We start from the raw sequence: 23307 nt of genomic DNA, 5'->3' as shown, positions 1-23307 counted from the left end.
ACCTCATGGCTTGCGAAGCAAGACAGGGGGCGGAACACACGAGCATCATCTCTTCTTGTGTGTCTAGCGAGGGAGTGTAACGACTGAGCGTCATCCCTCCCTCTCCACTTATAACTTAACTTATGAAACTTATGTCAACACCTATCAACTTAAACGCATTACTTTCTCTTCCCGAAGACTTTAGTGAGACACTGGAGATAGACAAAGTATATACAATTAGAAAATCTGGATACAGAATAACACCCATTAAGATGCCTATGGAGCTTTCCGATTCTGACCATAAATACATCGGGAAGGTTGTGGTGTTAAAGCTTGAAATAACTGCAGAATATACGGATATAACCTTTAAGGTCTTGAAATTGTTTAGTGTGGAGGAATCAGAAGTCTTCTCTAGGAATTTCCTAAGGTATTAAGGCAATTCCATCAACAAGTTTAAGAACTCACTTATTCTCACATCTTTATCCCGTGGCTCAGTCCCGTCAAAATCATCATGATCAATGAAATAAGTCTTGGGGTCTTCAGGACTTGGATCATCAAGTCTAACTGCAAAATAGGAATCATATTGATTTAACGCAAAGCCCACATAAGGAAATTTCTCAGTGCATGGATACTCCGACAGATCTAAGATTGGTTGAAACCTCAGGTGGAAATAGTCTTGCGGACTTTTAAGAAGGAAGTAATCATAGTAATACTGTTTTTGAATAGATTTTAGCCCTCCCAAGATCTCAGCAAGTGGCACCTTGATCTCGTGTTCTTTGCCTCGAATCATGACTTTATCTCCAACTGCCTGTATTTTAGAGATGCCCAATTTAGAGAATGCTTCTTGCAGCTCTGGCGACATAAGTAGTCGGACTAATCTTATATATTGTTTATAGTATAATCGTTTATGAATATCGCCACAAACCTCAAACAAACCGCCAAATCAATCGCCACACTCGAAGCAATCATTTCTCCAAACTGGGAGTCACGCTACTACTCCTACAATTCAAAATGGGCAGAGGGCGAAGAAATGTTCTCGATGCGTAACGGTTCAGGAGACGAATTCTATATACTGTTTACTAATACAGGGGTGGTAGGCAAATTCTTCCTCCACGAGAACCCAACAACCGTCGAGATACCACAAGATGGTAACTCACTCTTTCCAACTTTCTTCACCGAGCCGGCTTTTGAGATAAATAACGCGACTTTCTTCCTCTGGAAGAAAGAGAGTGAAACAGAGTGGCATTCGCAGGGAGGTGTCGATGAGAGAATCTTGAAGATACTCGACGGGAGACCCGAAGCATACAAGCAGTGGGCCGACGGATATTATGAAAAAAATCTCAACCTAGACACAATCCGGGCTATTTACGATCATGCAGAGCTAACCGATGATCTGATCCACAGCCTTAACCCAGACCTAAGCCGCAAAGCAATCACAGAAGAGCTAGCCGAGATTGGTTACTAAAGGCCAAATAATCGACAAACCCCACCAAACCATGATATATTTATTATAGGTACTCGCATTCGCGAGGCCAGATAAAATAAATATATCATTAACTCACTATGCAGGAAGGTAAAGTAACCCCAGGTCTTCTTTTCTTTAGAGGCCTCCTCGCGGTCATCTTCGGTATGATCGTAGTCGCATGGCCAGGGATTTCCCTAGCCACTATAGTCCTCCTTATGGGACTATTCCTACTCATCGACGGTATCGTTGGTATCGTTATGGGTTTCTTCAGTATCGGCAAAGATAAGCATTGGTACCTAATGGTACTGCTTGGATTGCTTGCAGTTATAGGTGGTGTGCTCGTATTTAACTATACTAAAGTAACATTCATCACAGTTGTAACAATCTTCGGTGCTATGACAATTGCTTCAGGTATTGTTGATTTCATTAACTTCTTCAGATTCAAGAAAGAAGTTGATAACAGATTCCTACTGCTTCTGGCTGGTGTTGTAAATATACTCTTCGGTACACTCTTGGTCGTTCACCCATTGGTCACAAGCGTGGCATATATGTGGGTAATCGGTTTGACCGCACTGTTCGCAGGTATCTTCTCAATCGTTGCTTCTATCAAATTGAAGCGAGAAGTTAAGAAGGGCAAGAAATAGCTTTCTAATTGTGACAGCCTCGCCTAGCTTAGGCGGGGCTGTTGCATAGTAATTTTTAACTGCCACCACGATGATCTACTCAGGGTATCAAAGTTTCCTAGACAAGGTATTTTCAGGCTTAAGAGATATGGGGATTGATGTCTCTGATATGGAGATTGACCATATCGCGTATCAGACAGCTTCAAGTCTCGAGTATGACGAGCTAAAGCCAGAACTTCTAAAAGACACTACTCTCATAAGAGAGGTCATAGTGAACGGACGTAGGGTCGGCGTATTTAAATTCAACACAGCGATTACCTACAATAGCCAGAAGGTCGAAGCTATTGAGTTAATCGAGCCATCATCAAAAGAGGAGGCGTTTAACCTCCTCCTATATTCACGTGCAAATACTACCTATACTACTCTGGAGCTTCAATCTTAACAGGCTTGTTAACGCTATTGTATAACGTAACCGCATCTACCTCTTCGTATTCAAACTTTGCAATACCTGGAATTGAGACTGAGAAGCCTTTTAACTCGACATCCTCTCTTAGAGGTTCTGCATCATCTTTAGAGACCCACACAAAGTAATTAATCTCATCGATTGATACATCATCAAAGCTGATATCTTCTTTTGTAAATGAGGATAAGCTGCTATTAAGCTGCTCAAACATTGATTCGAGAGCAGTTGCATCAATCGGAACCCTATATTTATATGCATCAATTCCATTGACTTTCTCCTCGCCCAAAAATTCATACATTGTTTCTGCTGTAATCTCTTGCCATGTAGTCTCGAAATCGAAAATTGTGGCCTCATCTTCACCCAAGATCGAACGATCCAATGTTGAAACCTTGCCTGCGTCGACTAGGTAAAGATCTTCGCCAATCACATACATCTCGACTTTGGTTTCAGGAAAAGTTCCTTCCTCGCCATTATAGGCAGACTCACCATCCATCAACATTTTAAGGTAAAGCTTCTCATTATCAGTATCTAGCAGCATATCCATGTCGACATGCATTGAAAGAGTTATCGTTTCACCCTCTGATCCAGGCTCCATAGATATAAGTTTCATCTTAATATCCATTACAGTATTAGCATCAGCCTGCCTTACTTCCTGTATAGTTTCAGTACCCTGTGCAAAAGTCTGTGCGGGTACAAAATATCTAAAATATGCAAAGCTTCCTGCTGCGACTGTTGTGATGAAAAACAGACCGAAAACAAGACCCAAAATTATTATCAGTTTCTTCATATATAATAGGCTGAATTAATTGCGCGATTATATCATGCGTAAATACAAAGGACAACGGCAAAGGCCGTCGCCAAAGGGGTTTATCTACGCCCGTGACGCGACAGGTAAAGGTCGCAAGATTATTAGAATATACAAGCTTCGAACTATCCCTGACCTCCCAGGAGGGGGAAGAGATCACCTGCTCTCTCTCTCTGGCCTAATCGACCCAGAAGAGGCCAAGCATATCACCCCATTCCGGTCTTTCTTGCGAAAAAGCGGGCTCGATGAAATTCCCCAACTGTGGAATATCTTTGTCAAACGCGACATGCAACTCCTCGGAGTACGACCATTTATGGTTGAAGAATTCGAGCTATTGCCGCACGACCTGAAGATCAAGCTAATTAGCGAGAAGCCTGGCTTGATTCCCGCAGAAGCCAAATATGACTACCAGGTGGGCGACCTCGAGAGCAGGTTGAAGGCTATTAGGCTATATTTTAATGAAGATCCACGCGGGATCAGAAGAGTCTCGCATTCAGTAAAGGCATTGTTTAAGAGAGTAGCGATTTATTCAAAACGGTAGTCCAGTTTATCCAAACCTCTCAGTCCTTATTGCTTCCTTCACACCGATGCTTTTCAAGGATGAGCCAACACTCTCCACAAATTCTGACCGTCCACATATATAGGTATCTAAGTTCGAAACATTCACATCTTTCAGCAATCGCTCGATTTTCTCTGTATCAATTCTACCAACATCCCCTCCCCAATCATCTTCCCACTCACGACTCAATGTTACTGCGACTCTCACACCAGCATCATGCTCCAATAAGCTATACCCTACAATCTCATCACGCCATGCGAGATCCTGAAGCGACCGCACGCTGAATAACGCATACAGTTTACTCCCTTGTCCGAGCCTCACCCTATGGCGTATCATGCTTACCAAAGGCACGATTCCGCTACCGCCACCGATTAGTAGTATCTCTCGACCCCCGGAAAGATCGGGATCCCAGACGAAATAGCCACCAAGCGGCCCAAGCAGCTGGACAGTATCCCCTGGCTCCATCTTATCCATATGTCCCGAGACCTCTCCATCCTCAAGTATCTGGATACCAAACTCAATTAACTTTCCGCCTGGCGCTGAGGCGATGGAGTAGCTTCTGGTCGCTTCTACACCGTCCGCACTGGTAAGCTTTATATCGCAGAACTGTCCAGGCAAGAAATCAAACGGTCGCTCAAGCTCAAATTTGAACGACTTCATCATCCTGGAGGTGTAGCTTGATTCTATTAATTTCGCTTCTTGCCACCTATTCATCGTGGTTGCGTTTCGGTTCTGCACTTTATTTGGGGCTATATATCTGAATTGTATCTCTGCTCTTTCCACGGATCACCATAATTATGATAACCGTGCCTTTCCCAGAAACCTTGCTGGTCACCTTTCGTAAACTCAATTTTCTTCAGCCATTTCGCACTCTTCCAGAAATATAGGTGCGGTACAACCAATCTTACAGGTCCTCCGTGGGTTGCATCGAGCGGCTTACCGTTATATTCATATGCTATGAATGCTTTCCCGTCACGTAAATCTATAAGCGGTAAATTGGTGGTGTAATCATCGTAGGAGTATGCAATCAGATAGGCAGCATCTGGGCTAACCTCGGATATTTCGATAATTTTATCTAAGCTAACACCTTTCCAGTTCGTATCAAGTTTAGACCACTTCGTGACGCAATGTATATCAGCCTGGAACTCCGCCTCTCCCAGCTTTATTAGTTCATCTAGGCTGAGAGAGTGAGGCTTGGCTACCCCTGCAATCTCCAGCCGCCAATCTGCTGCTGAAACTTCCGGGGTGAGACTGTATGAGAGTATGGGAAAGTCGTCGGTAAGATACTGGCCGGGTGGTAGTCGGTCATTCTTATCCCTCTTCGGTATAAATTGCGTTAAGCCCATTTCCCATTATACCTCATGTCGCTAACTTACAATGCGCTATTGGTTGGTAGCCCACTTACCATCCTCAAACATTACCTTTCCATCGACCTCGATTCGACTTCCTGGCTTTCGCATATCCTTTACCAGATCCCAGTGAATAGCCGATTTATTTTGAGTAGCAGGGTCAGGATTGCCACCGCGCTCGGTCACATATGCTTTACCGAGAGTTACATGAACTGTGCCACCGATCTTCTCGTCAAACATTGTGTTCTTCATGACGCGCTGGATACCGTAGTTGAGGCCGATTCCAAGCTCGCCGAGATATCGAGCACCCTCATCCGTATCCAGACCGCCCATCAAAATTGCCTCACCCTTCTCGGCAGAAGCATTCACCACTTTACCATCCTTAAATTCCAGATATGCACCCTCGATCTCACCACCGTTGCGGGCAAAAGGTAGGTCGTAGTATATATGGCCAGTTGTATTTGTATGTACTGGAGCGAGGAAAACCTCACCATCTGGGACGTTGCGACTTCCGGCGGCGTTCTTGGCGAGACGGCCGGTGATGTCGATTGTGAGGTCGGTCTTTTCGCCAATGATTCGAACAGTATTAGCCTTATCCATTAGCTTCACAATCCTGTCACCATCTTTCTCCATCGCATCGTAGTCGACATTGGTTGCATTAAAGTAGAAATCGAGTAGATCACTCATAGACATGCCTGCCTGCTGTGCCATCGCCTCGGTTGGGTAGTAGGTAAGCACCCAATCTTTCTCGTCAATAATGTGGTGAAACCACTTGTCCGAGGCTTTTGCCCGCCACTGAAGCTTCACAGGGTCGACACCGGCAAGATGTGAGTAGTTGTCGAGCGAGGTTATGCGGATATATTTATCACCCCATTCTGAGATTGCCTTGTAAATCTCTGGAGGGTTGTTGAACTGATCCTCGGAGGCGTTGTCATAAAAGGTACGTACTAAATCACCGTAGCTCGAGCGATCCAAGAAGAAATTAAACCCCATGATATCGAGATATACATATGCGCCTTTCTGCAGGCAAAGCTTGTAAGTCTCTCGGATGATGTCGATAGGGATCAGGTCAGAGGCTGAGATAACTACCTTATCCTTCGGCTGGACTCTCATCGAGTGCTCGACAAATACTCGGGCGAGTTCTGTATTGCGTGGGTCTGTCATGGCGGTAGTTATAACAAGTAATTAGCCGATTATAACAGCATTAGAGCAGTTTAACATCTACCCAAGCCGTCAGATTTGTATCTATCGTCGACGTAGATATAGTGCGGCAGCACCGAAGAACAGCGTTGTTATAAGGAGGAACCCTCCAAGATTTAGCAGCTGATCCATGTCTCGATTACCTGCATTTACAGTTGCATCTAATATCTCTCCATCACCATACACTTCAGTGAAAATCTTGTAATACTCTTCTCCATCATACGGACTCGAGAAGTACATCCCACAAAGTGGTAACTTCAGGTCGCCATCCTCCATAACAGCAAATACTGTATATGTCTGACCCTCAGCAAATGAATATCCCCAAGTGATTTCTTCATCTCCTTGCACCAGCTCCACTTTGCCATCCTCACCGACATCACCTTTCCACGTTCGAATAACCTCAAACTCAGTTCTCTCTGCCCTACCTTGCAATGTCGCACGCAGTAGCGAATACTCAACGTCTGTGACCCTACCTTCAAATACTAGCTCCGCTGCTTCATAACTCGCATCCACGTCGGGCATAGCACATGTGAGAGCGCTTGCTTTAGGCGGCGTAGAAGCAGCTAATACCACCATCGATAATATCCCAATCAATGGCAAAAACCACTTTGACATAGCTGAAAAAACTAAACTTATCTATGCCTTCTTATAATACTTCAGGTAGGTCTCAACAGTAGTGTAGAAGATAATCATCAGCACAGGGCCGAGTATAAATCCTAATACACCAAACAGCTTCATCCCCCCAAGTACGCCGAGCAATGTCAACATCGGATGCAACTCTGCCTCCTTCGTGACCAGCATCGGTCTCAAGAAGTTGTCTATAAAGCCTACGACGAAGATTGCAAAAAGTATCAAGAGCACACCCTCCCATATATTTCCCGAGGCAATTTCAAAGATTGCTACTGGCACCGACACGATCTGCGTCCCAACAAAAGGTATGATGCCTGTGAAAGTCATTAGCGCACCCCAGAACACCGAGTATGGTATACCCAGCAAATACATCACCAACGCAGTTGATGCAGCCTGCGCTGCCGATATAGCCAATGTCCCAAGTATCATCGACTTCGACATCTCACTCACTCGCTTGATGTAAAGCCTGTCGACTTTATTGTCCATCGGGCTGATATGCATGATGAAATCAACAATCTTATCCCTGTTAACCAGGAATGTGAGAAGTAGTGTGACATATAGGATAAACTTGGTAATCAGCTCCAAGGCGTTATTTCCAACAAGCAGCGCGCTGCCAAGCAGCCAGGTAGTGAGAGATTTTAATGATTGCTGTACGAATACCACAACCTCTTCTGTTGTAAGCTCCTCCTCTACGCCAGGAATCTTGTCTAGCAGGTTGTTAACTGCCATAATCACCTGGTCAATGTTAACTGATGTCCCACCAACGATGCTAAGGATATTGTCCTTGAACTCTGCGACCTGTCTTAATGTAAGGCCAATCAGAAGCGTCATCGGAATAAGCATGATTATCAATACTACGAAGAGTGTCAGTATTGCCGACAAAGCTGATCGGTTCTTAGTTCGCTTTAAGATGACCTCATAGATCGGGTAGAAGAGCAGTGCGCTAAAGAATGCCAGGATAACTGTAACGAGATAAGGTTTAACTAGGAAGAATGTGGCTATTGTGATGAGCACGAAGAATAGATAGAAAAATATTTGGTTCTTCTTCATTTTCGTAAGGTGTAGGCAAAGTTATTCTCTCTTTATTTTACAGGATGGTGGGGGGAATATGAAACGGATCTCGTATTAATTGACAGCCAATTTCAACATGGCTGACTCATCCAGATAACTCACTCCATGCTCAATCCCCTGCTCCTGCATTTTCTTTACCAGCTCATTGATTTCAATCCACTTTGCTGTTACCTCCTCTGTATTGTCCGCACCTACCACTGGCTGCACATCATCACCTACCCTCACGAGGAGATAGACTACGGTCTTCTCAACCATCGTCGGTGATTCCGCAAACCATTTATCTTTATAAGTTTTCGTGCCTAGATATGACATAGCTGAAAGGTCGGGCTCGATTCCAAATTCCTCCTTCAGTCCAGCAGCTACTGATTGCTCGATGGTAAGGCCAGGCTGATGCGTCTGTGTCATCAGTGTGTAGATATCCTCTAGATGACCGAATTTGCTGTAATGATTGCAGAGGACTTGGTTTTGCTGGTTGATAACTATCGCGCCGATCGAGAGGTGGGATGGGTGTTTTGGCGAGGCTTTATAAATGTTATCCATATGGCAATTATATCAGAGTTAGTCTCACTGCTGTTCGCTAGATGGCTCTGGACCGTTGAGGGCAAGGATTGCTAGTTTATACATTTTAAGAAAGTATTGAGCTTCATTATACTCTTCCAGATAAGCTTCCTGGTCTATTTCGAGGGCAAGCTTTTCGATTTCTATGTACTTCGACCACTCAAAGTAATCACTCTCAAAGACTTCAGCTACAATGGTTCTAGTGTTTATGACTCTCTGTAAGCAGTTTAAACTACTGTAAGTAATAATTAATCTAATAAGCGCTTCATCTATGCCTCCAGGCGTCTCCGGTGTAACCCAACCGGTGGTTTCCTCTGTATATCCTAATCGTCGCAGCAATTCTTTTTCGGTTGGATTTATAGCGTAGTCATTTCCTATAATACTACTAAAGTGCTCGACCATTACGCGCTGAAGGGCTTCTGTTGCGCCTCGTTGATCAAGGCGGTCTATTTCGTTACCCTCGTGATAAGACATACAATAATCGCTCATTTTATGAGATAATTATACCATACTATGGGTTTACACAATGAAAGATCGACAGCCAATTTGGGATATGGAAAATTACGGGGAAATTGGAAGATTAGCAGATATAAGTCGATCTGTCTGCTCTTCTATTACTGAAGCAGAGGAAAGCTTGCTTCTCTCTGGGCAGATGGCAACCAGAAGAAGTCATAAACCACCTTACTCTCTCAGTAGAGACATCAAGCTTTCCTTGGGTGGGATTGACCTAGTAACCGGTATGACGTTCAGTAATGTGATTGAGGAACACAGGAACCTCGCTGTCTACTTCAATCTTGAGGATCAGTTAATTGTCTTATTGAGACAAATAATCTCGTATAGACGAAATAGTCCCGGGATAGCACTTGTTCACAGCCCAAGTACTGAACTGTACAGGTCAGGCGAACTGGCAGAGGAGTATACATTTCAGAGGTCATATGATGGAGGGTTCCAGTTTATCGAGTTGAGCGGGCTAATTGTTCCACAAACCTCTTGGGTTCAAGGCTGGCGAGCACCTATGGTAGAATTCCTTGAATTGCCAGGGGTAACTGTTCCTGATCAGGTTCTAATGGGTCTTGTCTAGATATGAGTGAGTTCGATAAATCTTCATATGAAAATAGTTTGAGATTTGCCTACGGGGTGGGCGACCTTGTACAAGACTCCATAGGATGGGTTTATCGCGTTGATTGTTGCTTTACAGACAGTGGTGAATATGTCCTAACAAGACTCGACCCTGACTCTAACAATGATTTAAGATATGCAGACTATCTACCGATCGATGCACAAGAAGGACGTCTGTACTCGATAGTAGAAGATAAAATGGTTGTAGAAGATAAATGGAGATTTGTTCTGCTTGCCAGATATGAGGGTACTGTCCACTACAACTGACGGATTGCACTTATCTTCTTTGCCCCATCCCGATAATCCACCCCTCTTCCCCAACACAAATTGCCACCTCATCATCGCTCAACCTGTCCAGCCGCGATAACAACTTCACAAGACCACCCGATTGATCAAGCTCATCGAACCACTCTATTATCGCCCTTACCTGTGCCTGATCCCTGATTGCTTCACCAACAAACCGCCCAGCAAATATCCCAGGCCAGATCTCAATATGACAGATCAATTTGTCACTTGATGGAGCGTTGAATCCTGTCTCGAGTGGCCAAATAGTGCTGACCACTCTAAGCTTTTCATTGAAAATCAACCTGTGCAGCATCGGTATGCCCAAAATCGTTTGTCCTCCGACGCTGGCACTCCCAATCAATTTCCAGACAGGCTGTGATTTTGGTTCTCTCAGTTCGGTAAGTCTCTTCTCACTTAATTCCACACCGCTCGAAGTTATAAACGGGTAGGTCAAATCCTTCTTGGCAGATAGATACTTGTAGGATGTGCCTCTTGGAATTGCCCAAAACGGGCCGGTCGCTTCCTCGGCGACAGTGCATATAGAATTGAGATAATCTGCCACATTGAAGCGATTGTTACTATTATCTTGATTATCTTCTACTAGCCCGTTTAGCAGTTCCCATACCCCAAGCCAATTATTTGCACCAACGGCATTCGCGAAACCAGCAGGAAATCCGAAGTCGAAATCGTAGCCAATCAAGGTTCTTATCCCTTCTTCTGCCGCACTCACTAATCTAGACCCGATCCACTCCTCGGCTTCATATCTTGTCTGAAAATATTGCTCCTCTGTTGGTTCATCAAACGACTTAACACCGATCCAGATAGCATCACCTGTCGGACGCTTGGGAGATGGCACACTCCTAGCGCTCCAGTCTACCGCGATATATTGATCAAACAATCTTGCCATTAAAAATCCTTTGTAAAATCTTCGTACTCCTCAAAATCTATGCACCCATCGAAATTTAGTATCTTCTCAACAGCTCTTTCATATGTCTCGACATTGCTGAACGGCTTCTTTATGACCGACTTCAATTCCGTGACTGGCACCCAGTAATACTCACCTTCGCTGCTTCCCTTCAGCTCGCCAGAGGGATTGATAAAGAAGTAATCGAAGAAGAGCTTGTCGTCCAGAACTTCTTTACTATCTTCATCCTTCACGATGTAGTGGATCACTTTAAGTAGCTGCGGTGTGCCCTCAAGATTGGTCTCCTCTTTTAATTCTCGTGCCGCTGCCTCAGCATGCTTTTCGCCATATCCGACCTTGCCGCTGGGTACTCCCTGATTGCCAAAGAATGGATGCTTAAGTCGGGTATAACAGAGCAGCTCTTCCTTCCCTTCCTCTCCTCGAATGCAATAGATGTGCACGGAGACCTTTTTCACCTCGACAACTTTATCTTTGTCTGTGTCGATATGGTTCGCAAACTTTTTCCCTTTCATTGTGAGCGTATATCCTTTCTCATTTTTCTCAACGTAGCCCTCTTTCATCATTTTCTCGATGTGGAATTGGAAGGTGTTGTTTTCGAGCTCTGGGTCGGTCTTGAGGTCTGAGTAGCGAAGGGTTTTGGCGAAGAGGAGCTGTTTCAGGATGCCGAGCTGGGTTTTGTGGATATCGTTCATATTGAGCCTTATTGAGATTATGTTGGGGGATTATATAGCTGGAGTGTGGGTGTGGATAGTCGAGGGTTGTCGACTGGCGGCAGACATATTGGGTCCAAGTAACGGATTGCAGGTATAATTAGAACAGTAGATACGTCTGGGACTATGCCCAGCGTATATAGTATAGATCGTATGGGGTAACCGTTAAGCTGGATCAGCTGAATAAACTAACCACTGGTGACAACGTGCGCCTTATGTATGTTACTGGCCGGATAGGGCGTCTTCGCCGGCTCGACGTTGAACATACGATGAGAGTCGATCTCACACCGATCGAAGCATCTACAGAACCTGTCCTCGGTCTTGGGCCAGATGAGTTAGAGGCGATCGATCGGGTCGTTGGTGCACAGACCTAGCCGAAGGACTAGGCCCATGATTACTCCTGTCGTAGAATCCTTCATTAGTGAAGCATGTGACTGGTTCTACTTCAGCTATTGGAAGTAGTTGATCGAGATAGGTGAATCTTATTCTGGCGAGCCTGAACATCCAGAACAGATAATTGGTGATCTTGAAGCTCTTGCAGCCCGATCAAAGGAGTACAACCCTCCAGTACATGCTGATGTCGTCTCACGACTCGGAGCTCTAGAGCGAGTATATAACAGCCTTCTTTTGATGTTGCTGGAGCCTAGTCTCAGAAACCACGCTCTCCACGCTTGATCAAGAAGCCATGAGTACGTTGCTCGATACTGTATGCGCAGAGACAGGCATCCTACTTCGTACCTTTATCTACAGTGAGGGATCGGTTTACAAGTTGAGCCTTATGGTAGCTGGGAGGTTTTCGATCATTCCTGGCTATTCTTACCCGCTCATGGGAATGTCGGTTTTTGCAGTAACTGCAACCGAAGAGCAAGACACTGGCGTACTTGATTCAGTTATGCGCGGCACGAGGAGTGACATTCGCGGCTGAGGGTTGTACATATATGGTGTCTTCTCCGGAAGCATATGATGCACAGCTGGAGTTATTAAATTAGATGAAGCTGACTCTGTCTGTAGCAAGGGATAGGCCGGGAACCACGCCTTTATCTCATGGAGGGAGTCTACCTCCACATTCTCGAGCTCCAGTAATCACGAGGTGATTAGTGGTCGATCCGAAATCCAAAAGGAGGGTACGGTCGATTGTAATTATCGAGGTCAGTATGGATTGAGTCAGGGGGTTCTCTAGGCGAGATGGTCGCTCAACGTGTTTCTGAATATAGAAACAGTCCAGTCTTCAGCGACCCAGAAGAGCCTTCAAGTTATCAGGAAGAATGGACCTATGTGCATAACGAGGGTACTGGATGGAGCCTGTGCAATGCGTGTGGCAGGCATATTGCCATCGGAGGAGTCGATCTGATGGTAACGGAGACGCATTTCTCGCGAGTCAGTTGGTTATAGCTGTGATCAGGACGAGATTCGGCACCACAGTGATGTTAGCTGAGAATACATTCCAGCTGTGTGATGGAGAGCATACGATTGCATTCTCGCACGGCGCAGCATGGGTATCATGGTACCTGAAATATTCGCACACCGGTACCTGATCAGCGGAGTGATGAGATTTTGGCACCGAGACAGGCGGTTGGGGTTTTGCCGAAGAGGTGTCCGTATTAAATCCTAATAAAGTTCTCTCGATGTCTGACACTCTCCGACTAGCGATACTGCTCGTGCTTGAGCAATGAAGCAATAGATTGGTCAGCTTCCTGCATGTGTGGAGTTACAAGCACCAACCAACCATGCTCATCCCAGAACGGTAATAACACAGCTCGTACATCATCAGCACTGACTGATCCGTCTGATAAGGTCGCTGCCCACTCCTGTTCTGTCGAATCAAAGCCGCACCTATACTGGCCTATGCATACATCCATTTCATACAAGGATAAGCAATATACTCGTGGGTGTACCTCGCGATCCCCATTGGACGATCTTGTGTACACCTGCGCAGTTCCCATAGTTACTCTTCCAGTCGCCGTATTGAATACCAGCTCTTTACGATCAGTAATTTCACGCGCACCTAATCTAGGCACATCGTTTACCACTCTCTGTAGCTTTATGCCTTTTCCGGCAGATCGCCCTGCTTTATACTGGAAGTACCAGTCTCCTTGGTTAGAATTGATCTTACCTTTTCTGTAGTAGTCATCAGAACCTATCTGTGAGAAAACCTCTCGACCCACAAGCCCCACCTTTTCAGATACGTTCTTGTTCAAACCGGTAAAAATAGTCATATTTCCTTGTGCTTAGCTTAGCCTATAGCAGTTACCGATTATAGCACGCAACAACTAAAATAGCGACGCCCATAGCCGAAATACAAATCGACCGTTGATCATGAGAGAAGATGAGCACGTTCGATGGAAATGATCGACTTTTCAGCCTATAATTAACCATGAACAAACCACTCAACAACAACCTCCTCCTCGAGCTCCATATACCCGATTTCAATGTCGCCAAAGATTTCTATGGCAAGCTAGGTTTCAAGATCGCTGTTGAAGACCCGATTACAGAGGAGTATTGCGGATATTTGACGATGGTTCATAAAGATCCGGCTGGGGATACCCTACTAGCTTTCTATGGTGGGGATGAGAAGGTGTATGATCAGTCATATTTTAAGAATTTTCCGAGGGATACGAAGAGGGGGTATGGTGTTGAGCTAACTGTGCCAGTGAAGGATGTGAGGAAGAAGTATGGTGAGGTTCAGGGTGTGCTTGGGAAATTTGTGGTGCAGGAGATGAAGGAGAAGAGGGATCATGAGCATGTTTGGTATGATTTTCGGATGGAGGATCCGTTTGGGTATTACTTGAGGTTTACGGATTTGTTGGATTGGGGGCAGGGGTAGACTACCACCCAAACTCCGAGTAATTATCCCCCTTGCTAAACAGCTCAATAGCCGTCTTCACATCCGGGATAATATTCTGCGGCAGATCATTGAGGTCAAACCATTCTAGCCGATCAGCTTTCTCGGGCTCGTTATTCACTGGCTCACCATCCCAACTCTCAGTGACGAAATAGAAATCGGCATACACTCTGTCCGTGGAGTTTCTATGGATGAGATGTGCGAGATTGAGTGTTTCAGGCTGAACATCTACGCCTGTTTCTTCTTTTGCTTCCCTGAGGGTTGCTGCAATGGCAGACTCACCTGCATCGATATGGCCTGAAGGTAGTGTGAAATTCCCATCTTGGTATCCTGTGTTGTATCGCCTGATCATTGCGACTTTCTTGTCTCTGAGGAGTATGAGGTAGACGGCAGCGAATATTTTGTTTCTTTCTTGTGTCATGGGGTTGGTGGGTAAAATGATATTGGATTATACATCAGTTCAGTTTTTAGTGGATCGGAGAGATTCTGGCAGTAGCAATCCAGTAGCCATTAAGACTGATTAACAAACTCCAAAACATCTTCCACAATCCGACCACCAAAACCATCAAAGCTATGATCAGCCCCTTCATACACTATCGTCTTCACCCTTGGCGAATTCTTCAACTCACCCTCAAGCTGCTTCATCGCCTCATGCGGGTTTTTTGACTCAACAACACCCACATCAGCAGTCCCAACTATCGCAAGCACCGGTAAAGTGAGTGAGTTTACTACGCCCCATCCGTCAGCTGGTCCGTTATAGTTAAATACACCTAGATTCGAACCCTCTGCGAAGAAATTGAGGTAGGTATCTGCCGATAGCTTCTCCAATCCCCATATATCTTGGCTAAGCAGCTGATCACCCTTGCCCTGCTTTACAAGATCATTTGCTTCACTGATCATCGCCTTGTAATTCTCACTCTCGTTGCCTGACTTTATGAGGCCCACCATGTCTGACGGGCTAATAAATATAGCACCCTCTATTCTCGGGTCTTTTGTCTGGCTCAGATAGTAGGCTACTTTCGTTGGTCCAAGGCTGTGGGATTGAAGCCAGATCCTTTTGTAACCCATCTCGGCTGCTTTGTTTACCCAGGCTTCAATATCATGAATACAATCTTCGAATTTTTCATATGCGTTACCAAGAACTGTAGCGCCATCGTCAGTTGTGAATTCGGTTGCGACTCCAGTACCTCTGTGTGTCACGGCGAGGAAATGCCAGCCGGCTGCTGGGTAATCTTTATACATTTCTGTGTAGTATTGGTTGAGGGTTGGGCTTCCGGCCATGCCGTGGATGTGGATGATTATTGAGTCGGAGGTGGCTGGATCGCCTGTGAGTATTCCTTCGTAGTGTATTCCGTCTTTGGTCTTTGTGCGGATGATTTGCATATTTGGATTATAGCAGGACTTACCTACTTTTTGAGAATCGTTTTCTCTTGAATGCTATACCAGAACCTGTCTTTAAGTACCTCTCAAATCTCATGGCCATCAGCCTATCACTAAATGAAATATATGTCTCAAGCCTCCATGGTAGGAATCGTTGGGTAGAGGCGACAAATCCGCCATTGTGTCTATAAAGTCTACGCCTTAAGTCGGATGTGTAACCCACATAGGTTTTATCAGGGTAGTTCTCACTTCTTAGGATATACACATAGTAACGCATACTGTAATCATTGTATGCCACACTTATTAAAAGTTCGTGAATTTTTTGAAAACTGCACTCCTTCGCTCTCCGAGCTATGGAGTGCACCCATTCTTCAGTAAACCTTCTCATGGCTCGCCATAGGCGAGACCATTCGAAGCTTTAGCGAAGAATGGTGGAGACGGTGGGAATTGAACCCACGTCCAAGAAGCTAAGTACAGAACCATTGTACAAGTGTAGCTAACCTGTTTTTAAAGCCGCGCCTATTAGGTTAGCGGAACAGAGCGGCCGCACAACTGACTTTTGTGGTCGGCCTGATACGCAGTTATCACAAACCAGGCTATATCCCGCTAATGACCAATCAGGATTCCTCAGCGGGAGGAGAAATCAAGATTGCCAGCCCCTCAGGGCTAGACCTTCAAATGCTTGCTTACGCAAACATATAGTTAGGCTGAACAGCACCCATAGGGTTCTGAACGAACGCAACTACTTTATTGAAAGCGTTTGATAGTTTTTCGACACTTACAGTCGTTTCCAGTTTTACAGAGCTGGAGCCTCCACTTGTGGCTCTGAACGTAATACTCCTGTCGAAGCCTTACGTCCCCATAACAGTGCTATTATACCATTTTTGGTGTAAAATTGACAGCTTCATATGTATGTGGGGACATATAGATAAGTGATATTTAGACATGGGAGATGAACAAAGCTTCCTGAAATCTGCATTGCCTAAGAACCCAGCCGACGAAGTTTTATGGGCTTTGAGGTTGGAATTGGTAGGACATCAATGTTATGAGCATTTATTATCTGATGGTGACGCTGCTTTGATGTTCTGTATATGGCAGATCAAGAACGAAAATTTAGTGATAAACAATTTAGGCTTTCGCGCCGAATGTATTGACCCTGATACGGTACAAGCGAACGATGCTTTTTCAGTTTGGATGAGCTTTCCTCACTTCGCTGAGCAGGTTGAAGATGCAAAAAGAATTATCGGTGAGTGTGGACTTCATCACTTGTTACCCGGACAATTTGACAAGCAGCGGTTTGAGGAAGAACGAATACGGTTCACTCACTGGCTTAAGGTTCAGGAATTTGCACTGGCTAACCCGTGTCAGCCACTCTCTCCTGACGAGCTTTCACTATATCAAGATATAATCAAAGAACTAGATAGGTACACAGGAGCGGTATTTGTACAACTATTTTGGCTCTACCTGAGATTGCTTACTATACCGGCTGAGGATCATAGTGGATATAAGTACGACCACTATACGATCACGAGCTAGCTTGGAATCTTTACACTCGAAGGCTCCGACCTGTGCATCTTACGATCAAATGTATACACAGTATCATTTCTGCCCAACTGGGCGTGTGCAACAATATATGAATCGGTAAACGACAGCGCGCTGGATTGGTAGATGTCAATTGACCTAAGTATAAGCGTCCTGTCTAGGTCAAATTTCTTGAAATTAGCGATACCACTTATGATTTGAGCGATCTCACCTCTATCTTTCCCGTAAGCGGAAGATTGGAGAATGAAGACAATTTCGGCAACTACGAGATCCGGTATGAACAGTGACCCATCCTCACTGCTCTCGAAAAGTCTCTCGGCTGCATCTGCCTGACTTTTAACATCTTGAGTGAGAAAGCGAAGGAGAATGTTAGTGTCGATTAGCGACTTTTTTCTTCTGCTCATGGGCGACCTGTTCAAGTATCAACTTATCTAATTCAGAATCTGTATACTTGCGCTTACTTTTTAGAGTGCCCTTAAGCTGCAGAAAGTCCTTTGATGGCTTTATATAGACTCTACCATTCTCTTTTAGGAACTCGACCTTATCAGATGGCCTTAATCCCAAATGCCTTCTGATACTTACGGGAATCGTTACTTGTCCCTGACTTGTTATGCTTGTAGCTAACTCCACAGTATTATGACGTATATATTAGCATTAGGTATCGTAGCATATTAATAGGTACCCGTCAATGCTAATACAATATGCCCTCACCTCCAATCAATATTCCGAATATACTCAAAAAGAAACTGCCCAGCCCAACCCGCATACTCCCCAAGATAGCTCTCCGACCACTCTCGCATCTGTGAATACTTCGCATTTTCAGGTAGTCCGTAATACTTCTGCACAAAACGCTGCCCCCAGATATCAAACGGTGTGACTTCATGAAATTGCAGCCCATAAACGAGCACGCAGTCGGCCACTTTATCCCCTACTCCTGGGATTTTCATTAATTTTTCACGTGCTTGGGAGGCTGTCCCGCTTTTGGTAATTTCTCCTGATAGATCATGGTCTACCATCTGCTCAGCTGCTGCTTTCAGGTATTTCGCCCTGAAGCCTACCTTTGACTCGCGCAATTCAGCTTCTGAGATTTCATGAAGTCGCTCTAATTTCGGAAAGAGTGAAATTTCATTAAAATATTCATCATTAATAACTACTTTCTCTCCATAACGTGATGCCATTAGCCGAACACACTGCCTGATTCCTGGAATGCTTTTGGTGGATGAGCAGATAAAGCCAACCAGAGTGTCTTCAAAAGGCTGTTCTAACAGTCTCAATCCTGGATAGGCTTCGATCGCGGCAATCAAGTGCTCATCTTTTGCGATCAATTTAATGATCTTTTCATAATTTCGGCTCAAGCCTAGATAATTGCTCAGCCATTCCCAATTGTCGCTTACAGGATATGTCTGCCAGATAAGATTATCTTCATGAATTTTTAACTTTGCAGCACCCTCGGTAGTGAAGCCGTAAAACCACTCCCCGACCTTATCCCAGCCGAAAGATTGCCCACCAAGCAGGGTGGATTGTAAATTGTAATTCTGTATCGGGGTCTGGTTCATTAATTTTTAACGCTCGATGACCTTTTCGAACAGATAGTAAATTTCACCATCATCATCTTGTTTACCTAAAAGAAAACTCCGGCTTTTATCCCGGAGTATTCTATAGCTGAAGAGTCCCTATTCAAGAATTTTAATGAAAAAGCTCCCCAATCTCAAACCTATAATCCACCTTTCACACAAATACCTCTGCAAAAGCAGAATAGACAACACAGTGCGTCGGCAGAACAATCTAGTTTAAATAGGCGGGGTCTACCATCAGACTAGTATGGAAGACCTGCTTTAAATTCTTCTAAGAATTTGTTGTGATACTCGAAGAAGTGGTTGCCATCCTGCTCAGATTTGAGGAAGCAGTGAATGGCGCTTAGCGCAATTGACGGACGCACCAGCCCATCGAAGGCAGATTTCTCATCATCGCTGAGCTTCTCTTTAAACTTACGTATAAGATCCTTTGCTACGTCGGGCAATCTTCCAGCGACATAAGTCTTGGTAAAGAAGTATGCAATGTCGTAATACTTCGGCGAATATGCGCTCGCCTGCTCTGCATCGATCAGAACAATCTTGTCACCCTCTGGAATCATCTCTTTTGGCTCAAACGAATTGTGACAGAGCGAGAAGTCAAATGCCTTCTGGTATTCATCGACAATAGCTAGTAACGGTGCCATATCATTCTCTTTTATCTCGGCAGCATACCCTTTTGCCACATTGAGGAAGCCTTGCATCTCATGCTCTTTTAAGCCATCTTTCTGCTTGTGCTGACTATCAATCGATAGAGGTACAACTCCACCATCATTTATCAGGTGCGCAATGTCGATAATTGTGTCCGCATACTTGGCTATATCCCCGACTTTTGTATAGTTCTTATTGGCTAGCGGTGTGCCAAAGTAGTACTTGGTCAAGAAAAATACACTACCCTCATATTCACCTTGATCCTCTATCCCTGGGACGATAAGCCTGTCGAAGCCTTTTTCTGTGGCTAATTTGTGAATTGTCTCATTCCAGGAGATCTCGTTTTTGATAAGCTCGGAGCTTGCACCGCTGTTCGCCAACTTAAGATAGTACTCAACACCATCTTTCTTTAGGTGGCCGGTGACGCTTTTCCATATCTGGTTGATGCCCATTACTTCATAGCCGCGTTTAATGAAAAATTTGGCAATATCACGAGAATTGGCTGGCTCACCTGGTGATGCCTGCGTGCCAGTTGGCTCGAGAAGATTTGCGATTGCTGGGTCGTTGTACATTTTCCCATAACTAAACTTATTGACTACCCTGCCCCATACTTTCAGCCCGAAGAGCTCACTCTTCCGATTCAGATGTCCCTTCCGACACACTTCTACCGCTGCCCTGTATAAGCAATTCTAGCAGATTTTTGTTCGGGAATAGATTCTTTACAATAATCTGTATTGTGAGAAATGTTTTCACGATTATCGACTCCGCCACAATCAGCACCAGCCACTGCTCTAGCTCGAGCACCCCAAGCCCTGCCAACATTACAAACAAAAACATTACCGCAATCTCAAAAACCAGCAGTGCATAAAGACGGTTAGCATACTTGTCGCGGAGCTGGATGATGCTTCGTAGATATTTCGAGAAATCCTCCTGGAAATATTGAAGGTCGTTGGTACGCTTCGTTTTATTCACAACTGGTAGCGGAGGTGCTACTGGAGTTGGAGCCGACTGTTCAGTCGCAACAGCCATGACCTCATCGCGTATCTGTGGCAATATCTTCTCGGCTACCTTCTGCTTTTCTCTCTTTGTTTCCCCACTAGTTTCTGCCATATATTTACACTCTTATATTAACCCCAATGCGTCAAGGCGTACGACTGCAAGCTTTTTCGGCACTTTAAAGTATTCTGCGATAATGTCCACATTTTTATATTTTCCCCAGGCACTTACTACGAGATCATGCGGCAATAAGATAGCTGCCGCCAATAGTATAGCCTGCATTTTCTCACCATATTGGAGTGTGTCGGAGACCCCTTTATACCTTGGGCGATACTCGACAAGATACTCGTTTGACTGGAGGGAAGCGTGGTGATTTAACACGACATGTGCGACCTGATTGGCAATATTAAAGCGCTTTTCTGACTCGTCGAGCTTCTGATTTACATAGATTGTCTTTTCGCCCTCGTCATCTTCATCGCACAGGGTGCTGACAATATCGTCTACCTCGAATTCTGCATCATATACATCATAACCGAGCGAGTCGGCTAGTTCAGTTACATCTACGAAATTGCTGCTGGGTATATTAAATCGCTCACGCACCTTTGTGGCGAGCTCCTCGATCTGATCCAATGTGTAAGAGTGATTGTTGTCAGACATCCTTAAGTATACTCCACTTCAGCAGGTCAGCCCAGTGTTGCTCCGAGATTAAGAGCTCAGACCCTCCGACCACTCGCCCGACCCACTTGCGAAGCAAGTGGTCGGGTGGTCGGAGGGTCTGAGCAGTTTAGGGCTGACCCAACCAGGGCGTCCCGGTTCCGGGACGCCCCATTCTATATAGCCCTCGAGTACAGGGTAAACATCGCTACAGAGGCGGCCACAGAAAGATTGAGCGATTCCACATTCACAGAATGAGGTATATAAACCGGTGTACCCACCTGCTTATACTCATCACCAAGTCCATTCGTTTCATTACCAAAAATCAGCGCATATGGCGACTTAATTCCAACCTCAACAAGATTTGCCGATCCACCCAGCACAAATGGATAGAGCGCATGTCCACCAAACCGCGTCGAGTACGCCTCAAAGTCCTCGAAATACTCAAACCGATGCTGAAAAAATGCCCCCATCGACCCACGAACCGCCTTCGGGTCAAAGATATCTACCCCAGGGCGGATTATTGCGAGATCATGAAATCCAAATGCCGCCATACTACGCATCACAGTGCCGATATTTCCCATATTCATAGGGTTAACTAGCACCACATGATTGTGCGAAGGGTCTAATTCGGGCTGATACTTATGATAAATCCCAATTACTGAAGTGGTCTTGATATACGAAATCTTATCGATCGCCTTGTAGTTGAACTCATACTCAATCCTATTTTCCACGCAGAATTTCATTACATCTCTCCAACCAGGCTCGTTTTCATCTGCTCCGTCGCGGAAAAGCACTTTCATAACCCGGTCGGGCTGGTGCTTCATCAGATCGAGGGTAGGTTCAATCCCTAATGCATATGAGTAGTCCAGTTTCTTCAGGTATGGCTTTAGTTTGGGTGATCCGCGATTTTCAAATGACATCTACTTGTGATACTTATTGATTAGGTCAATGATAGAAATTGCCACACAATCCTTCTTCGCATATCCAAGCCTTTCTGCCCATTCATACACCTCATCTTCATCATCCGCCTCGATAGTCATAAACTCAGGAATTTTATCGTAATCGCCCTGGTATTTATCAAATGAAACCACAACATCATCCACTTCATAGTCGTATCGATACTTTGAGAATACTTTAAATTCCTGATATCCGAGAGTCTTTAACATCTTGAGCATCTCGTCGTAGTTGCTAACTTCAACCTCTACCTCATGCACAAAGCCCTTTAAACTTTCCAGATATTTATCTCGGAGTGAAAGAGTTGCAACATCAGCCTTCTTTCGTAGCCTGAGCCTTCGACCAGACCTCACAAGATTTTCACTTGGCTTATCGAAATAAGTTGTTACAATTTCGCCTTCAAATATCAGCTTAGCGCCGCTTTTTGCGAGCACACCGGCTATCCATTGGCGATCGACTTCCAAGATTTTGAATTCTGTCCTTTCCTGCATGTTTGTAGACTTGATCTAATTAGCACCTCAACCTCCCGTCACCTCTAATAATATCAAATAGAGGTCTGTTAAGTAGCCACCTATAGCAAATGAGAATGTGAGGAGAAATGCTGATATTAAAACATCGGTGTAAAACATGATTGCTATGCTATCCATGCTTTTATTGCGGTTGGTACGGGCGATACCCCAAATTACACCGATCAGTATGGCGAGCGAGATAAGCAGGAGGTAGCCAACAGACCTCACCTGCTGCCACTGCTCGTACAGAGGCTGTGCTATCTCTATACCGCTCATGCCAGATACCTCGCCGTTCTGGATCAGTACTCGATTGTGATGGAAAACCCATATCGACAAAGTAATAGGCAAGAAGGCAATTATATATCCAACCACCTTAATAACCTCTATCACCCTAGAGAGTTCTTTTTCTTCTGAATTCATAATGCAATTGTATCATACCTAAAGGCTCGGCAACTCTCGCTCAG

33 protein-coding genes and 1 other RNA gene are annotated in these 23307 nt (G+C 44.8%); 10 read left to right on the top strand and 24 right to left on the bottom strand.

Going from position 1 to position 23307, the window contains the following annotated elements:
• The first annotated feature begins 131 nt into the window (after nt 1-131).
• Entirely contained in the window at nt 132-413 is a 282-nt protein-coding gene (locus QY318_02440; protein ID WKZ30683.1) for a DUF2584 family protein, read from the top strand.
• Here the strand turns inward: QY318_02440 and QY318_02435 are convergent.
• Nucleotides 410-841 (bottom strand): hypothetical protein, encoded by a 432-nt coding sequence (locus QY318_02435; protein WKZ30682.1) that lies wholly within the window; start codon nt 839-841, stop codon nt 410-412. The genes QY318_02440 and QY318_02435 overlap by 4 nt on opposite strands.
• Before the next feature lie 45 nt (nt 842-886).
• Between QY318_02435 and QY318_02430 the strand changes: the two genes are divergently transcribed.
• From QY318_02430 to QY318_02420, 3 genes are all read left to right on the top strand, one after another.
• Nucleotides 887-1444, top strand: a complete 558-nt coding sequence (locus QY318_02430) for a hypothetical protein (protein WKZ30681.1) — start codon at nt 887-889, stop codon at nt 1442-1444.
• Nucleotides 1445-1542: 98 nt separating this feature from the next.
• The gene (locus tag QY318_02425; protein ID WKZ30680.1) at nt 1543-2088 is read left to right on the top strand and encodes a DUF308 domain-containing protein; all 546 of its coding nucleotides are present in this window, start codon (nt 1543-1545) and stop codon (nt 2086-2088) included.
• A 70-nt stretch (nt 2089-2158) separates the two neighbouring features.
• Nucleotides 2159-2509 (top strand): VOC family protein, encoded by a 351-nt coding sequence (locus tag QY318_02420; protein ID WKZ30679.1) that lies wholly within the window; start codon nt 2159-2161, stop codon nt 2507-2509.
• On the opposite strand, the gene QY318_02415 is transcribed toward QY318_02420, so the two are convergent.
• Nucleotides 2487-3317: a hypothetical protein gene (locus tag QY318_02415; protein WKZ30678.1), complete on the bottom strand. Its 831-nt coding sequence runs from the start codon at nt 3315-3317 to the stop codon at nt 2487-2489. The genes QY318_02420 and QY318_02415 overlap by 23 nt on opposite strands.
• Before the next feature lie 34 nt (nt 3318-3351).
• Here QY318_02415 and QY318_02410 point away from each other — a divergent pair, with 34 nt between their 5' ends.
• Nucleotides 3352-3876, top strand: a complete 525-nt coding sequence (locus tag QY318_02410; protein ID WKZ30677.1) for a sugar transferase — start codon at nt 3352-3354, stop codon at nt 3874-3876.
• Between the two features lie 6 nt (nt 3877-3882).
• Here the strand turns inward: QY318_02410 and QY318_02405 are convergent, their stop codons facing one another.
• The 7 genes from QY318_02405 to QY318_02375 all read right to left on the bottom strand — a co-directional run bounded on the left by QY318_02405 (nt 3883) and on the right by QY318_02375 (nt 9176).
• Complete coding sequence (locus QY318_02405) at nt 3883-4677, bottom strand: FAD-binding oxidoreductase (protein ID WKZ30676.1); 795 nt, start codon at nt 4675-4677, stop codon at nt 3883-3885.
• On the bottom strand, nt 4644-5240 hold the full coding sequence (locus QY318_02400; protein ID WKZ30675.1) for a sulfite oxidase-like oxidoreductase: 597 nt from the start codon (nt 5238-5240) through the stop codon (nt 4644-4646). The genes QY318_02405 and QY318_02400 overlap by 34 nt, the downstream gene beginning before the upstream one ends.
• Nucleotides 5241-5276: 36 nt before the next feature.
• The gene (locus QY318_02395; protein ID WKZ30674.1) at nt 5277-6407 is read right to left on the bottom strand and encodes an aminopeptidase; all 1131 of its coding nucleotides are present in this window, start codon (nt 6405-6407) and stop codon (nt 5277-5279) included.
• Between the two features lie 81 nt (nt 6408-6488).
• Complete coding sequence (locus tag QY318_02390; protein WKZ30673.1) at nt 6489-7058, bottom strand: hypothetical protein; 570 nt, start codon at nt 7056-7058, stop codon at nt 6489-6491.
• Nucleotides 7059-7079: 21 nt separating this feature from the next.
• Complete coding sequence (locus tag QY318_02385; protein ID WKZ30672.1) at nt 7080-8123, bottom strand: AI-2E family transporter; 1044 nt, start codon at nt 8121-8123, stop codon at nt 7080-7082.
• 75 nt (nt 8124-8198) lie between these two features.
• Entirely contained in the window at nt 8199-8684 is a 486-nt protein-coding gene (locus QY318_02380) for an NUDIX domain-containing protein (GenBank protein ID WKZ30671.1), read from the bottom strand.
• A gap of 24 nt (nt 8685-8708) precedes the next feature.
• Nucleotides 8709-9176: a hypothetical protein gene (locus QY318_02375; GenBank protein ID WKZ30670.1), complete on the bottom strand. Its 468-nt coding sequence runs from the start codon at nt 9174-9176 to the stop codon at nt 8709-8711.
• 52 nt (nt 9177-9228) lie between these two features.
• On the opposite strand from QY318_02375, the gene QY318_02370 reads away from it, so the two are divergent.
• Both QY318_02370 and QY318_02365 read left to right on the top strand, forming a co-directional pair.
• Complete coding sequence (locus QY318_02370) at nt 9229-9783, top strand: hypothetical protein (GenBank protein WKZ30669.1); 555 nt, start codon at nt 9229-9231, stop codon at nt 9781-9783.
• A 2-nt stretch (nt 9784-9785) separates the two neighbouring features.
• Nucleotides 9786-10088, top strand: a complete 303-nt coding sequence (locus QY318_02365) for a hypothetical protein (GenBank protein ID WKZ30668.1) — start codon at nt 9786-9788, stop codon at nt 10086-10088.
• A 10-nt stretch (nt 10089-10098) separates the two neighbouring features.
• On the opposite strand, the gene QY318_02360 is transcribed toward QY318_02365, so the two are convergent.
• Complete coding sequence (locus QY318_02360; protein ID WKZ30667.1) at nt 10099-11013, bottom strand: hypothetical protein; 915 nt, start codon at nt 11011-11013, stop codon at nt 10099-10101.
• Nucleotides 11013-11723 carry an NUDIX hydrolase gene (locus QY318_02355; protein ID WKZ30666.1) on the bottom strand — a complete coding sequence of 237 codons (711 nt, stop codon included), beginning with the start codon at nt 11721-11723 and terminating at the stop codon, nt 11013-11015. Before QY318_02355 ends, QY318_02360 begins: the two co-directional genes overlap by 1 nt.
• Before the next feature lie 703 nt (nt 11724-12426).
• On the opposite strand from QY318_02355, the gene QY318_02350 reads away from it, so the two are divergent.
• On the top strand, nt 12427-12666 hold the full coding sequence (locus QY318_02350; GenBank protein WKZ30665.1) for a hypothetical protein: 240 nt from the start codon (nt 12427-12429) through the stop codon (nt 12664-12666).
• 718 nt (nt 12667-13384) lie between these two features.
• Here the strand turns inward: QY318_02350 and QY318_02345 are convergent.
• Nucleotides 13385-13957, bottom strand: coding sequence for a hypothetical protein (locus tag QY318_02345; GenBank protein ID WKZ30664.1), 573 nt, complete (start codon nt 13955-13957; stop codon nt 13385-13387).
• Between the two features lie 158 nt (nt 13958-14115).
• Here QY318_02345 and QY318_02340 point away from each other — a divergent pair, with 158 nt between their 5' ends.
• On the top strand, nt 14116-14565 hold the full coding sequence (locus QY318_02340; protein ID WKZ30663.1) for a hypothetical protein: 450 nt from the start codon (nt 14116-14118) through the stop codon (nt 14563-14565).
• Nucleotide 14566: 1 nt separating this feature from the next.
• Here the strand turns inward: QY318_02340 and QY318_02335 are convergent, their stop codons facing one another.
• From QY318_02335 to ssrA, 4 genes are all read right to left on the bottom strand, one after another.
• Nucleotides 14567-15004: an NUDIX domain-containing protein gene (locus QY318_02335; protein WKZ30662.1), complete on the bottom strand. Its 438-nt coding sequence runs from the start codon at nt 15002-15004 to the stop codon at nt 14567-14569.
• 89 nt (nt 15005-15093) lie between these two features.
• A complete protein-coding gene (locus QY318_02330; GenBank protein ID WKZ30661.1) occupies nt 15094-15966 on the bottom strand; it encodes an alpha/beta hydrolase in 873 nt (290 codons plus the stop codon).
• Nucleotides 15967-15985: 19 nt separating this feature from the next.
• The gene (locus QY318_02325; protein WKZ31575.1) at nt 15986-16240 is read right to left on the bottom strand and encodes a GIY-YIG nuclease family protein; all 255 of its coding nucleotides are present in this window, start codon (nt 16238-16240) and stop codon (nt 15986-15988) included.
• A gap of 152 nt (nt 16241-16392) precedes the next feature.
• Nucleotides 16393-16824: a transfer-messenger RNA gene (gene ssrA / locus QY318_02320) on the bottom strand.
• 84 nt (nt 16825-16908) lie between these two features.
• On the opposite strand from ssrA, the gene QY318_02315 reads away from it, so the two are divergent.
• Nucleotides 16909-17499, top strand: a complete 591-nt coding sequence (locus QY318_02315) for a hypothetical protein (protein ID WKZ30660.1) — start codon at nt 16909-16911, stop codon at nt 17497-17499.
• Here the strand turns inward: QY318_02315 and QY318_02310 are convergent.
• From QY318_02310 to QY318_02275, 8 genes are all read right to left on the bottom strand, one after another.
• On the bottom strand, nt 17496-17909 hold the full coding sequence (locus QY318_02310; GenBank protein ID WKZ30659.1) for a PIN domain-containing protein: 414 nt from the start codon (nt 17907-17909) through the stop codon (nt 17496-17498). The two genes, QY318_02315 and QY318_02310, sit on opposite strands and share 4 nt — an antisense overlap.
• A gap of 303 nt (nt 17910-18212) precedes the next feature.
• Nucleotides 18213-19061, bottom strand: coding sequence for a DNA glycosylase (locus QY318_02305; protein WKZ31571.1), 849 nt, complete (start codon nt 19059-19061; stop codon nt 18213-18215).
• A 260-nt stretch (nt 19062-19321) separates the two neighbouring features.
• On the bottom strand, nt 19322-20299 hold the full coding sequence (locus tag QY318_02300) for a hypothetical protein (GenBank protein WKZ31570.1): 978 nt from the start codon (nt 20297-20299) through the stop codon (nt 19322-19324).
• Nucleotides 20300-20354: 55 nt separating this feature from the next.
• A complete protein-coding gene (locus QY318_02295; GenBank protein WKZ31569.1) occupies nt 20355-20837 on the bottom strand; it encodes a hypothetical protein in 483 nt (160 codons plus the stop codon).
• A 12-nt stretch (nt 20838-20849) separates the two neighbouring features.
• A complete protein-coding gene (locus tag QY318_02290) occupies nt 20850-21380 on the bottom strand; it encodes an ImmA/IrrE family metallo-endopeptidase (GenBank protein ID WKZ31568.1) in 531 nt (176 codons plus the stop codon).
• Nucleotides 21381-21553: 173 nt separating this feature from the next.
• Nucleotides 21554-22300: a TrmH family RNA methyltransferase gene (locus QY318_02285; protein WKZ31567.1), complete on the bottom strand. Its 747-nt coding sequence runs from the start codon at nt 22298-22300 to the stop codon at nt 21554-21556.
• The gene (locus tag QY318_02280) at nt 22301-22825 is read right to left on the bottom strand and encodes a CYTH domain-containing protein (GenBank protein WKZ31566.1); all 525 of its coding nucleotides are present in this window, start codon (nt 22823-22825) and stop codon (nt 22301-22303) included.
• A gap of 27 nt (nt 22826-22852) precedes the next feature.
• Nucleotides 22853-23263: a hypothetical protein gene (locus tag QY318_02275; GenBank protein WKZ31565.1), complete on the bottom strand. Its 411-nt coding sequence runs from the start codon at nt 23261-23263 to the stop codon at nt 22853-22855.
• Between the last annotated feature and the right edge of the window lie 44 nt (nt 23264-23307).

This window comes from Candidatus Dojkabacteria bacterium (assembly GCA_030583845.1).
GTDB lineage: Bacteria > Patescibacteriota > Dojkabacteria > SC72 > JAHDCA01.
Note: the sequence above shows the minus strand (reverse complement) of the source record. Positions and strands in the feature narration are given on the sequence as shown.